Source organism: Pseudohalocynthiibacter aestuariivivens (genome assembly GCF_018457175.1).
GTDB classification, from domain to species: domain Bacteria; phylum Pseudomonadota; class Alphaproteobacteria; order Rhodobacterales; family Rhodobacteraceae; genus Pseudohalocynthiibacter; species Pseudohalocynthiibacter aestuariivivens.
This window is the reverse complement of sequence record NZ_JAGFNU010000013.1, coordinates 79066-91181: the sequence shown is the minus strand read 5'-3', so window position 1 is coordinate 91181 and position 12116 is coordinate 79066. Positions and strand designations below refer to the sequence as shown.

Annotated in this window: 13 protein-coding genes; 4 read left to right on the top strand and 9 right to left on the bottom strand. The window is 51.5% G+C overall.

The annotated features are described in order from the left end of the window. Positions 1–45: 45 nt before the first annotated feature. From J4E70_RS16370 to J4E70_RS16350, 5 genes are all read right to left on the bottom strand, one after another. Complete coding sequence (locus J4E70_RS16370) at positions 46–687, bottom strand: class I SAM-dependent methyltransferase (protein ID WP_213890721.1); 642 nt, start codon at positions 685–687, stop codon at positions 46–48. 70 nt (positions 688–757) lie between these two features. Next, entirely contained in the window at positions 758–2008 is a 1251-nt protein-coding gene (locus tag J4E70_RS16365; RefSeq protein WP_213890720.1) for an MFS transporter, read from the bottom strand. A gap of 82 nt (positions 2009–2090) precedes the next feature. Beyond that, on the bottom strand, positions 2091–2507 hold the full coding sequence (locus J4E70_RS16360; RefSeq protein ID WP_213890719.1) for a DUF6326 family protein: 417 nt from the start codon (positions 2505–2507) through the stop codon (positions 2091–2093). Position 2508: 1 nt separating this feature from the next. After that, the gene (locus tag J4E70_RS16355) at positions 2509–3237 is read right to left on the bottom strand and encodes a DUF2306 domain-containing protein (protein ID WP_246531812.1); all 729 of its coding nucleotides are present in this window, start codon (positions 3235–3237) and stop codon (positions 2509–2511) included. Next, entirely contained in the window at positions 3234–3989 is a 756-nt protein-coding gene (locus tag J4E70_RS16350) for a class I SAM-dependent methyltransferase (RefSeq protein WP_213890718.1), read from the bottom strand. The genes J4E70_RS16355 and J4E70_RS16350 overlap by 4 nt, the downstream gene beginning before the upstream one ends. Positions 3990–4087: 98 nt before the next feature. Here J4E70_RS16350 and J4E70_RS16345 point away from each other — a divergent pair, with 98 nt between their 5' ends. Together J4E70_RS16345 and J4E70_RS16340 are read left to right on the top strand one after the other, a co-directional pair. After that, complete coding sequence (locus tag J4E70_RS16345) at positions 4088–4972, top strand: LysR family transcriptional regulator (protein ID WP_213890717.1); 885 nt, start codon at positions 4088–4090, stop codon at positions 4970–4972. Between the two features lie 83 nt (positions 4973–5055). Then, the gene (locus tag J4E70_RS16340; protein WP_213890716.1) at positions 5056–5289 is read left to right on the top strand and encodes a hypothetical protein; all 234 of its coding nucleotides are present in this window, start codon (positions 5056–5058) and stop codon (positions 5287–5289) included. Positions 5290–5738: 449 nt separating this feature from the next. On the opposite strand, the gene J4E70_RS16335 is transcribed toward J4E70_RS16340, so the two are convergent. From J4E70_RS16335 to J4E70_RS16320, 4 genes are read right to left on the bottom strand one after another with little or no spacing between them, the layout of a single operon-like run. After that, positions 5739–6356, bottom strand: a complete 618-nt coding sequence (locus J4E70_RS16335) for a PIN domain-containing protein (protein WP_213890715.1) — start codon at positions 6354–6356, stop codon at positions 5739–5741. After that, a complete protein-coding gene (locus J4E70_RS16330; RefSeq protein WP_213890714.1) occupies positions 6334–7518 on the bottom strand; it encodes an XRE family transcriptional regulator in 1185 nt (394 codons plus the stop codon). The genes J4E70_RS16335 and J4E70_RS16330 overlap by 23 nt, the downstream gene beginning before the upstream one ends. After that, the gene (locus J4E70_RS16325; protein WP_213890713.1) at positions 7515–8882 is read right to left on the bottom strand and encodes a 7-cyano-7-deazaguanine synthase; all 1368 of its coding nucleotides are present in this window, start codon (positions 8880–8882) and stop codon (positions 7515–7517) included. Before J4E70_RS16325 ends, J4E70_RS16330 begins: the two co-directional genes overlap by 4 nt. After that, the gene (locus J4E70_RS16320) at positions 8879–9445 is read right to left on the bottom strand and encodes a hypothetical protein (protein ID WP_213890712.1); all 567 of its coding nucleotides are present in this window, start codon (positions 9443–9445) and stop codon (positions 8879–8881) included. The genes J4E70_RS16325 and J4E70_RS16320 overlap by 4 nt, the downstream gene beginning before the upstream one ends. Positions 9446–9740: 295 nt before the next feature. Between J4E70_RS16320 and J4E70_RS16315 the strand changes: the two genes are divergently transcribed. Together J4E70_RS16315 and J4E70_RS16310 are read left to right on the top strand one after the other, a co-directional pair. Further along, complete coding sequence (locus J4E70_RS16315; RefSeq protein WP_213890711.1) at positions 9741–10793, top strand: hypothetical protein; 1053 nt, start codon at positions 9741–9743, stop codon at positions 10791–10793. Continuing rightward, positions 10790–12112, top strand: coding sequence for a hypothetical protein (locus J4E70_RS16310; protein ID WP_213890710.1), 1323 nt, complete (start codon positions 10790–10792; stop codon positions 12110–12112). The genes J4E70_RS16315 and J4E70_RS16310 overlap by 4 nt, the downstream gene beginning before the upstream one ends. Positions 12113–12116: the final 4 nt, after the last annotated feature.

The window sequence follows — 12116 nt, the reverse complement described above, 5'->3', positions numbered from 1 at the left end:
CCATACCTTCGTTTGCGTTCCAGGCCTGGTCTTCAGGACACGAGACTAGGGAAGCTTCTTTGCAACCATAAAATAGCTAGATGCACCCTTGAAAATTGCCTCAGTCTTAATGACCTGCAACCTTTCATCATCCATCAGATCGTCCAAATCTGCACTCTTGAGTTGTCGAATGGGGATCGGGATAACCCCTAACTTTAACAACGCTCTGACCAGCAGAATTTGCAGTGAAACCAAGGCTGACTTTTTTCCGCCCAAGCAAGGTGTTACAGCAATAAACAACCCGCCGGGCTTCAGCAATTCAACCGTTCTTTGCACAACACTTTCCGGATCAGGCACTGTGTGCAGCATGTTGAATGCTAACACCACATCGAATGAACCATTCTGGAACGCCTCATCGAAGATGTCAGCTTGTTCGAAATCAACGTTCACGACGCCAGCTGTTGCGGCCTTTCCCTTTGCGATTTCGATCATCGCAGTTGAAATATCAATCGCGCGGACGCTCTTGACCAAGCCGGAAATCTCGCAGGCGGTCGTACCTGTTCCACATCCGTAGTCCAACACAATGTCGGTATCATTCAGATATCTTTTTGTGTTTTCGCGGCTGCGACTATGAATAAACTCAAATTTCTCTTCAGTGTTGTCATAGTTGCTAGCGGCTTGGTCCCAAAACTTTTCCGATTTGCTCATTCTGTCTTTCCTGTATTTTCAACGTGATCGTGCAGCGCTTCGTCGCAATCGTGAGGACGGCATCAATGCCTTAATGCGCCTTCTTACTTGCTTGGCAGCCCGTTGTTGCGGGGCCCGGTTTGATGGTCACAATCAGTAGCAACAAAGCTATCCCTCCCAGACCAGCGGCCAGCAAAAATGGTGCCCCGGAGTGCCAAGTGTTTGCCGATCCCCCGTTTGACAATTGAGAGGCAAAAAGTTGGGTCATCATTGGGAACGAAATCAAAGACGCTAAAGCGCCAAGGCTTGCAAACCTTCCTTGCAACTCGCCCTGCCGATCAGGATCGACTTGCGCTGAGGTTTGGCCAACAATCGTAATGCCAACAATCGCTCTGAACGCGAAAACTGGCAGGAGCATCAATGCGAACAACCCTGATTGCAGCCAAACAAGTGTTAGGAAACCTGCAATTCCAAGCGACAGCCCCAACGCAGCCACATTCAGGTTGCCTATTCGCTTGGCGACCGGTCCCAAAATCACGGCCTGTGTCAACACAAAGCATATGCCAATGATACTGAAGGAAAGACCAATCGTGGTGCTGTTCCATCCGTATCGCGCGGCACCGAAGTACGCCCAAACTGCCGAAAAGGCAAAACCTGCTAAAGCATCAAAAAAGTACACCGCGAGCAGTGCCAACGACACCCCTTGCAATGGTGACAGCAAAGGACCAAGCGGATTGATGATCTTCCAGGTTATTGGCCGTCTGTTCTCGCCAGGCAGCGACTCTTGTACATAGAGTATCGTTCCCACCAAAGTCAACAATGACAAAGCCGAGGCTGCGTAAAATGGAGCACGGGGTCCGTAGGTGCCCAATAGTCCGCCGATGAATGGCCCCATGACAAAGCCGATTCCGGCTGCCGCACCCACGTAGCCGAAGAACTTGGTGCGGTCTTCCTTGGACGAGCGATCAGCCAAGTATGCATTGGCAACTGAAAACGTCGCCGAACTGGCCCCGGACAACATTCGGCCAAGGAAAATCACCCAAAGGTAAGGTGCCATTGCCATCATGAGATAGTCCGCCGAAGCGAGTGCCAATGAGCCCAGCAAGATCGGGCGGCGGCCGTATCTGTCGGACAACGCGCCCAAGATCGGACTGAAAACAAACTGCATCGCCGCAAAAACCAATGAAAGGTATCCGCCAATCGCCGCAGCTCTGGCAATTGACCCACCTTGAAACCCGGCAAGTAGCTCTGGCATGACTGGCATAATGAGGCCGAGACCCATCGTGTTCAGGATAGCGATTGTGCAGATTACAGCCGTTGCTCGGTCAAATCCCATAGGCATATTGTTCTCCGGTTCTTCGAACAATTCTTGCCCGTAAGTTTTCTAGAAATGTTATTGAACCAAGCGGTCAGGCGCCGCGCATTTAAGATGTTATTACATCTGTCCGCTCAGGTGCTTGCCACTGCCAAGCGATCCCGATGATGGCGATTAGGGCGATCAACTGAATACCCATGAAAAAGACGTTGTCGAGGTCGGGCTTGAGGTTCATCGTCACGATCATGGCCATCGTCAAAAGGCCCACCACAATGTTCGCCCATCGATTTATCCCATGGGGCAACAGCAATGCGAGGATTGTCATCAAGATCGGGATCTCTATCATGAGCCACCCTAACAGCATCAACACTTCCGTGACGACGACCCCGTCAATTGTGCCGGACATCATCTGTTCCAGCATGCCGGGGCGGATCAACTCATGGATATCGCGTGCAAAGAAATTCAGAATAATGAAGATCCACAGGACCGACAAAAGGATACGGGGATTGGCAATATTGTACGTCATTTCAAGTCTCATTTCTTGGTGTGGAAGGCCGGATAGAAGGTTTTGAAAGATGTTTTTGCCGACGCTTTGGCGGCCTCAGCATTGCGCGTATGAAGATTTCTGCGGCCAGCAGATTGAGCACCCATGCGAAGATCATCAGCCCGTCGCGCAAAGGTCCCATGGCTTCGGAGCCGGCAACAATGATCCAAGCAATACCCAAAACGGTTTGGGTCGAAGCACCTTGACCGATGGCATAGGCCCGCATCAACGACGCGCTGTGTTGGAAAACGTTGCGGGATTTGATTGCGATCACCGCCCAGATAATGAGTGCAATCATTGCTGTGCCCAACAACATCCGCACCCAATAAAGGGGAGCCCCCTGAAGCACTTCGGGAAAAGCATAAAAATGCGTCATCCAAAGGCCAGTGAGCGCAGAAACACATCCCGCCGCCGCGCCCACCCGACCGATGGCGCGATGCGCTGCGGGACGTTGGCGGCGCAGACTCGGCAAGAACTGGAACGCGCCGAGCACGCAAAACAGACTGCTGCCAAGGATGTGGAGAATGATGGGTGTTGGGGCAAGTAATGCCCGCGGATTCTCTGGTGCGATCTGCGGCCCGCCTGCAAGCTCGAGAACACGTATCACCCCGCCAACGACCGGAATGAACGAATAGACCAAGATTACGACAAGGACGACCCACTCGGATTTTCCCATGCGAAGTTTGGGAGTCTTTCGATTTGCAGTCATCATTGTGGCCGCCGCGCCCAAAAGGCAGTGCTTGCGAAGCCAGCGGAGCTGAGCCGGACCGGTCTGTATCCGACATCGACAAGCTGGGATGCATTTAACCAGGCGATCCCCTCTTGTTCTGTGATCGCCCAAGTACGCCACAAAAGTTGGACGAGTGCGCCAAAAAGTGAGGGGCGCGTCACGCAAAGGAACACCATCCCACCCGGCTTTAGAACGCGAACCATCTCTGCAAGGGCACGTTGCGGATCTGGCAGATGTTCAAGGACATGCGCGGCCATTACGACGTCAAAAGACTGATCCTCATAGGGCAATGACAAAACATCAGCCTGTTGAAGGTGCGGGTCCAGCCCGGCGTGCTGCATCACGCTCTTGGCCTGCATAAGCATTTCAGCAGAGGTATCAATTGCATGAAAGTCGGCCGGACCCTTCATGAGGCTAGCAAGCGCAATCGAAAGGCTCCCATTTCCGACGCCGCAATCAAGGATCCGCGCCTGAGGCTCAACCTGCATAAGATCTATGACAACCCGAGATGCCAAAAGGGGTTCGCAATATGCGGCATTCAATCGAAAACGACGCGCCGTCCGCGCCCATCTGCCTGAAGCCGCGTCGTAGCGACTGGCAAGGTCCGTGCTGGAGAGCACACGCCTGCTAATGACAACTTCCCAAGAGCCAAAACGACGAGAAGTCATGGGGATAGCCTGTTCCATCGCGGCATTGCGCGATGCGTTATGGCCATTCTTTCTTGGCGGCGTCATATCTTTTTACCTGCTTAAACTTGATCGTTGGCAAAGATATAGAATGCAGCCTATCGATACGGAATTGCGCTTCTCTCTTGATCTGGTATACGAAAATAATGGAGTGGAAACGATCAGCTTTTGACTGGAACCAAGCGCGGGCGTTTCTCGTTACCGCTGAAGAAGGGTCGCTGTCTGCCGCAGCGCGCGCTCTTGGGCTGACGCAACCAACGCTGAGCCGACAGGTCGCGGGCCTCGAAGAGGCTCTTGGTGTGACCCTCTTTGAACGGACATCGCGCGCACTTTTGCTGACACAGTCAGGCGTAAAGTTGCTTGCAGATTTTCGGACGATGGGCGATGCGGCAAACAATATATCCCTTGCAGCAACAGGCCAATCCCAAGCCGTGACCGGGCATGTGTTGATTTCGGCCACAGACCTGATGGCAAGGTATTTGCTACCGCCAGTCCTCAAGAAGTTGCGCAGAACCGCGCCGGATCTTCAGATCGAGATCATCGCGTCAAATGAGTTGAGCGATCTACGGCGGCGTGAGGCGGACATCGCAGTCCGTCATAGTCGACCTAATGACGCGGCTTTGTTTGCAAAACGGCTCCACGACAAGAAGGCACATCTTTTCGCTTCGAAAGAGTACCTTGACGAGGTTGGCCGTCCAGAGACGCTCGCTGATCTTGAAAAATTGACATTTGTTGGTTTTGACCAACCAGAACTTCGGCTTGGATTGATGGCATCACGTGGCGTGAATCTAACCACCGCGAATTTTAATTTTTCGACGTCGAGTGCCACCCTAGCACTTGAACTTGTCCGGCAGGGCTTTGGCATTGGCCTTCTCCCAACCGAAATAAGCGAGCATTGTCCAGAACTCGAAAACCCTTATTCAGAGTTTGAGCCAATCAGTATTGAGACATGGCTAGTGGCCCACCGCGAGCTTAAGACAAATCTACGCATTCGCGTGGTTTTTGATCTTTTGGCAGAGGGTATTGGTTAAGAACATCGAAGCTCCGTTGCCGGGTTGTGGCTGGAAGGCCAAAGCCGCCGCTATTCCAAACACCCCCCGGAATGGGCTATCGGATGGGAGGTCCCAGCACAGACGAAACGTCAATTACGGGCATTGGAGCAAGCAAAGCGAATTGCCGTTTTGTCCCGCTGTCTGAGAATGCGACCTTTGATCCATGCTGCACACTACATGAATGGCTGGTTTTCGCGCTGCGCGGTAGCAACGAATTTGACATTGACGCAGCATCTTCTGCGCTGCGAGCGCAGGCAGCGCAAAATGAACAGGTCTGGTATGGGCTCAAAGTGTGAGTTCGCCGCACGGAGCATGAACGGCCGCTATCGGCTATGTGTTGGGCAATTCATGATATTTGCAACAGCTCGGACCGGTCATGACAATAAGGCGACTCAGCAGGTGCATATATCTGGTGCAAATGCCGACGGCCTTTTTCCTCTGACTTTGACCCAGAGATTTGTAACCTCGTCGGTCTTCATTTCCGTCACCACCAACAGCCGGGCGACCAATCCCGCAAATTGGGCAGGGGAAGGCAGCGCCTTCCCCCTTTTCATGTCAAGCAAGGGAGTTTGAAAGTAGGCTCGCTTGCCTCCCCATGAGGACTTCATCCAGACCATATTCATGGAGACGAATTCATCGAGACCAGGAAGGGAGCATTTCACAGCTGCCCTTACCTTGGAACCAGCACATTGACCAACCCATGCAGATTGGATTTGCCAGAAACGTCGATTGAGACCGAGAGTGATCAGCTGGATGCCTGTGCGATGGACTTTGGGGGTAAGCTTGGACACTCTACTGAGCGATCATTCCCCAACAACCGAACGACATCGTTAACGCGCTCAGGCGGAACATGCATCCGAGCATATTTCAGAGCGGCATGGACTGCTTCGACATGAGATCGGCCAAGCGCTTGAGCGACGTTCGAATGCAGCATCATGTCCGTCGTTGTAGTCACCCTTGTTCCGTTAAATCGGTCGCGGCATATCCGCTTGGCTTTCCTTTCATCAATCAATGCAACCGCGTCGTTATGGACGGCATAGGCAATCGTTGCGGCTTCTCCATCACCGAGAGTCTGGGCTGCAGGGCCTTCAATCAGCGTGCGGTAGATTGATTCCTCGGCTTCACCCAACTCCACAACTTTAACCACGCCCCGAGTTTGAAGTGTTCGCAGTTCGGTGGCCGTTGAATACCCGCGCCTCTCACCTTCTAGAAGTTCCTCAACCGCATTCTTGGTCGTCAGAAGAACTCCTGATGTGGCTTGAATGATAGCACCTGCATGACCGGACGCATCCAGATTAATCAAAACGCTTGTATCAGCAATAACGCCCGAACCGCCTAAATCAGGAAAGCTTGAAGAACTCATCGGCCTCGCTTTCCTCGCTGTTGTTTTCATCTACCAATGCACGGATGTCGAAGCGGCTCAACTTGAGCAAGCTGGCGAGCTGGCCCTCACTGTACAAATCCTGCTTCCAGGCTTCTTTCGCAAGAAGCCCTATGCGTGGTGGTATCGGCCCGCGCGGCGGCATGAAGGCAATCGCCCTCTCTGATCCATCACCGACAACCTGCCTGACCTGTTCATCCGAAATACCGCCATTTGCGATGAACCAATCCCAAGTTCCACGCTTCGCGAGACCAAGCTCTTCTAGGCGGCGCGTCATTGCCTCCCGAGAAACACCAAAAGTGTGAGCGAGAAGTATGATATGGCGGCGTGTGAGGCGGGACTGACCCGCTGTAAGCTCTGCGAAGCGTTGCCGTACAGCGCGTGAAGGCGCCAGAAAACACCGCGCGAAAGCGTTCGCATAGATTTCATCGCGCGACTTGTGATCTTGCTCAGACAGTAACGCTTCTGGTTGGCGACGTGCGGAGATGAAGTGAGCCAACTCATGAAGCGCCGTCTGGATAATGCGCTCCGGCGGGTGGCTAGAATTCAAGAGCATACATGCTCCTGCTTTTTCATCATACGCAAACAAGCCTGATATTTTCGGCGGGAGCGGCCTTAGAAAAACACGAATGCCGATCTGAAGCTCCAGTATCGAAATAATGTCGAAGCAGGGGCCTGAGCCAAGACCAAGCCAGTCACGCAATTCCTGCGCATCCTGTTCAGCCTGCGCCTTGGCGTTGCCTGGCAGAAGCGGTCTTTCTGGCGGATAGTTTTGTTGCCGCTGAATGCCCAATGCATCCTCAAGTTCCACTTCGGAGCGCACCAGATCATTCAAGAGCATCACCGTCTCAAGAACATCATCTTCCGCGCTTTGCGTCAGCTTACGGAACCTCGGGATGAGGTCGAGATGTACGGCTTCACTGCGTAGCAATGCGTTTGCGGAAGTTCCGTATAAAGAAGCGAGCTTTTGCAACTCGTTCGTGCGGACTCGCCGCCCGCCTTTTTCAATGGCAACTATTGTCGTTCTTGCGACACCAATGGATTTGGCGGAATCCGCTTGCGTTATCCGCGCGCTCTCGCGGGCAATTCGCAGCCGCTCGCCGACCGTTACCTCGTCAAGTGATGATTTTGTTGCGCTGCTCATCGGCCACCTCGAACCCAATTGTGAATGAAAGACTCACTTCCAAGTGAAGCTGTAAACGCGCTCCACTCATCTGCATGTTGTGAGATCATTTCTTTGATTTTCTGCTCTGTCCGTTCGACCGACAATCCTTGCGTGTCGGCAATTTCGAATGCTTGACGCCGCAGACCAGCGCGCCCGTCTTCCTTAGCAAGATCAGCCAGATGATCCATGTGGAGCACGCCTGCGATGGCATACTCCCGAAAGGCATCGTTCATTTTATCGAACGAGGCAGGGACGCTTTGCGCGAGGTCCGCAGCTTTCAGATCGTGCGCAATGTATGTCTCATCTGGTTCGGCTTGCCCCGCTGCATGAACGCTCAGGCGGCGCAGCATGCAAGCTGCACAAACCCCGCATTGACGGAATTGCCCATCAACCGAACTCCACTGCGCGGTTTTCCAGCAAGACCGCGTTGTCTTCCACTCATCTCTGTCGATACCAAGGGCAAGGTATGCACGCAGTGTTTGTCCTTTCGTGTACCAAAGGCGCGGAAACGAATACGCGATATCAACGCCTAGCAGCGCATTGAGAAACCGTTGCATGCGACGCAAGAAGGCCGGGTGGTTTCGATAGTCGGGATAAGCGTGTGCCACAGGTGCGAGTACAGGCCCCAACGCCCCTTGGCCACTCTCGGGGATGATGATGCGCGATGCACCGCAAATGTAAGATGCGAGGCCACTAACAAGAGCGAAGCGGAAACCGCGGTTTCGTGCGCTTGTCTCTTGATTATGGGCCTTCTTTTTGAGCTTATAGGGGACGGCTGTGAACGGTTGCCCCTTGGGCGGCTTGTCCGAGCGCTTCGAACCAAGCCGGACTCTTACTAATGCGTGGCCAAGATCAGCCCGAACCAGCCCCGCGACTGCACGTGAGTCCATGCCATCACTGAATGCGAGCGTAGCTTCTGTTCTAGGTGGGATCTCAAGGCTTCCTTGGCGCGGTGGCGGCTCAATTTCCTTTCTTTGCGAGAATGCGAAATGCCAACTGTCACCCGTCAAAAAACCAAGCGCATCGTGCAATGCATCGTAAACCTCAGGTTGGTTCCAGCGATCTGGATCATGAACGGGCACTTTGATCTTGAAATTGCGCGCCCATGAAGCAGACAAGCGCTTTAGGCTGCGATCACAATACTCAACGACAGCGGCGACAACCATCGCGTCAAACACGACCGGGTCCCAGTTGGATGTTGCATAGGATTCCAAATCCTGCGTCGAGAATGCTATGTCTTTTCCAAGAACCAAAACATCCGGTCGGGCAGCCCCGTTTGAGGCGGCTTCCACAACAGCAACCTTTAGTTCGCGGATACTCGATGATTGTAAAACATGGTTCATCGCAATTCAGGTCCTTCATCTAGACCGTCATGCTTTGAAAGGTTCCTGCCAAGATTGCCTTTGGGAGGTGTATTGAGCATAGTCTTGGCCAGAGCATTGAGATCACATTGACGTCGGGCTTCATCCATTCGAGACCTAACGAATTGTGCGCGATGATCGGGTGCTTCGCGGTAGTAGTGTTCTTCAATTCCCCGAAACGCTGATCTTGAACATTCATCGAGCGCGCTTTCAACAGCCCGTTCGCAGGCCTCCTCACCTGTCAGGCCGCTTGCGACGGCTTCTTTCGCACAGTCAATCAGCGCGTTTCCTGCGGCTGAGCCAGGGCATTCTGTTCGGAGTGCATCCAACTCTTGGGGGTTTTGCAAAGAGAAGAGCGCGCCTTGATCATCGGCGCCTAGGGCCTTCTTCAGCTGCTCCACAGGAGCCTCACGAAATTCCTGCCGCAAAGCGACGGGCAAAGCCTCAGACACCTCGTAAACTGAGTAAGCGGCTTTATCGGCGCGCTCCGCCAAGCGCTTCCAGTAGTTGCGCATAGGTAGGCTTCTATGTGGTCCATCACTCATGAAACATATCCATGTCAGCTTTTTTATAGTATAGTGCTGACATTGTCAAATCCAATTGTTCTGGCGCTTACAGGTCTCCTGATTTACAGAAGAGACTAAGCGGGCAGCTTGGGGCAGCGAGCGGAGCATCTTGGAGATTGCCTATGGACCGAGCATGAGTTTGCAGATGAACTCGTAAGGCTGGGCGCAAGGAGCCGGTTATGATTACCTTTATTCCTCCAAACATTTGTATTAAATCAAAAAATATGTATGTTAGGCTCAAATTAATCTATCAGTCATTGAAGAGAATTTTGTTATGCCTGAACCTAATCTTGTCAGCTTTCGAGCTCAGACAACTGGAGGGATAAGTGATCTACTAAACGATGAAGGGCTTTCATGTGCTGGTAGCCAAGACTTGTTATCATATCTTGCCGGAGCTTTGCTTAGCTATAAGGAAGAGGGCGTCGAGTTTTTGCCTTCAATCGTCCTTTGCAACTCCGTAGATGAATTTCTCACCGCATTTCCAGGCTCAATACATCATGTGATTGGGGAGGCTAACCTGGCATCTGAAGCAGGGCCTAGAATTTTAAAAGACTGTGCGCCGCTATCGGGAACGAACTGGTACATCTACATCGAACGAGATGAAGGAAATGATAAAGTAAGATATGGTGTCTTTACCTATTTTAAAACACCAACAGCAATTCCACTTCACGAGGGCGTTGGAATAAACCCCGATCAGTTCAGTGTGTTAATCCGTAAAGCAAGTACAAATACGATTGATATTCGTGGGTCCAGGGGTCACGGATTGATACTTCTCTTTTCAACACTGAGAGAACTTTCAAATTCGGAAGAGCCAATCTCGAAATTTGCTGACAAGTGTGGAACACAAATAGAAAACGAAAAGCTTCAAACTGAGTTTTCACTTTACTTCTTTCGGTTGCTTGATGCCCTGCTTACTTCTTGCCATGGTACAATACTGGTTTGCGGAAATGAGTTAGACTTCGAAGCTGCTATTGAATTGCAAGATGCCGTCCATGTTGAACCGTTGTTAGATTTTTTCAGTGCATTTTCTGAACTTAAAACTACAAATTCGGCGGAATCCATTCTGTCCTTGCAGCAGTGTGAAGAACTGCTGAAAGGTTTCTTAAGATGCGACGGAATTATTGTGATGGACGGACTGGGACGCGTTTCGGCTTACCGCGTTTTCTTCAGACCAGCAGACGCAGCAAATGACGCAAACGAACAAGTAGTTGGTGGCGCGCGACGCAGGGCTTTTGAGGGTCTTAAACCGCTAGTTGGTACTCAGCTCGATTGCATCCTGTTCCGATCTCAAGACGGGCATACTCTTTTCTATGGTGGTGAGCAATGAACGATCAAAATGTACAATTGTGGGCTGCACCAACCACAGTAGCCATAAGTGATACTGTGTCGGCTCCTGCCGATATTGCTTCTGCGGCGCGACAACTTCGTCCTCGTGAAAAGATGCAAATCACTTCAAATATCGATGCTGGATACTTCGAGATGGCCTCGACGTATGTTTGGGCCAGAACGATGGCTCTACTGAAAAAACAGCTAGCTTCAGTAGGGATGGAATTCCTCGGTGAGTTGCTACAACGCCCTGATCTTGATGAATATAGCGATGTCGCCACATCTTTGTCTGACTCGGAAGCAGTCTCGCTTGCGCGTGACTTAGGAATCTTGACGCCCGTGCAAACCATGAGGCTTATGCAGTCTCAAGAAACTGTGTCCCATTTTTCCGCGTTAGGCAATGACCCTGCAGAAGACCATGGAGATGAGATGACACGCGAAGAGGCAATCTCCTGCCTTCGCGTATGTGTTCAGGGAGTTCTGGGGCATGAAAGCGTCGCGGTTGCAGAGGATTTTAAGAGTTTTCGCCTGAAACTGGAGGCGGAGACATTCACATCCAATTCTCCTGAGTTTCTTAAATTGCAGTCGTCACCATATTTTTTCCTAAAGACGGCTGTTAGCATTCTATTGTCCCTATTTAAGTCCGGAAAAGGTGCTCAGCTTGAACATACTGCTCGAAATGCTGCATTAATAATTCCTACATATTGGGACAGGTTAAAGGCTCCTGAGAGGTGGCAGATTGGGCAGGCATACGCGCAAGAGTTTAGTGAGGGCCGTAAGGATTCCGTAAAGGGTTTGCATACAGTTTTAATTGCGGTGAAAGGGTTTGATTACGTTCCTGAGAACTTGAGATCGACGACATTCATTCAGGTCGCCAGCTCGGTAATTTCCGCGCATCAGGGGATGAATAACTTCTACAATGAGCCGGGACCAATGAATGAATTAGCAAGTTTGGGCACTTCCATTCCAAGCCCCGCTCTAGCAAAATGCATGACAGCTGTACTGTGCGTTAAGCTCGGCAATTACTATGGAACTTCTCATTTGGCCCAATCTCCTGCCGATAAGGTGATCGCTGGGCTTTCAAAAGAACGTTGGTATTTTTACTTGAACGAGATGCTGGTGCAAGATCGAGTAATTTTATCTAAGTTCGGAGAACCATCTCCTTTTAATAATTGGATGACTTTGATCGGAAGCCTTGATTTGGACGCATCCCGTTTGTCTGAAAAATACAGTAAGGATTTGTTGAGTGCTTCGATCGCTAAAGATCCAACTAAGGTTCAAGCCATTGCAAGAAGGATGCTCAAGGAATCTTTAGGATGAGGGG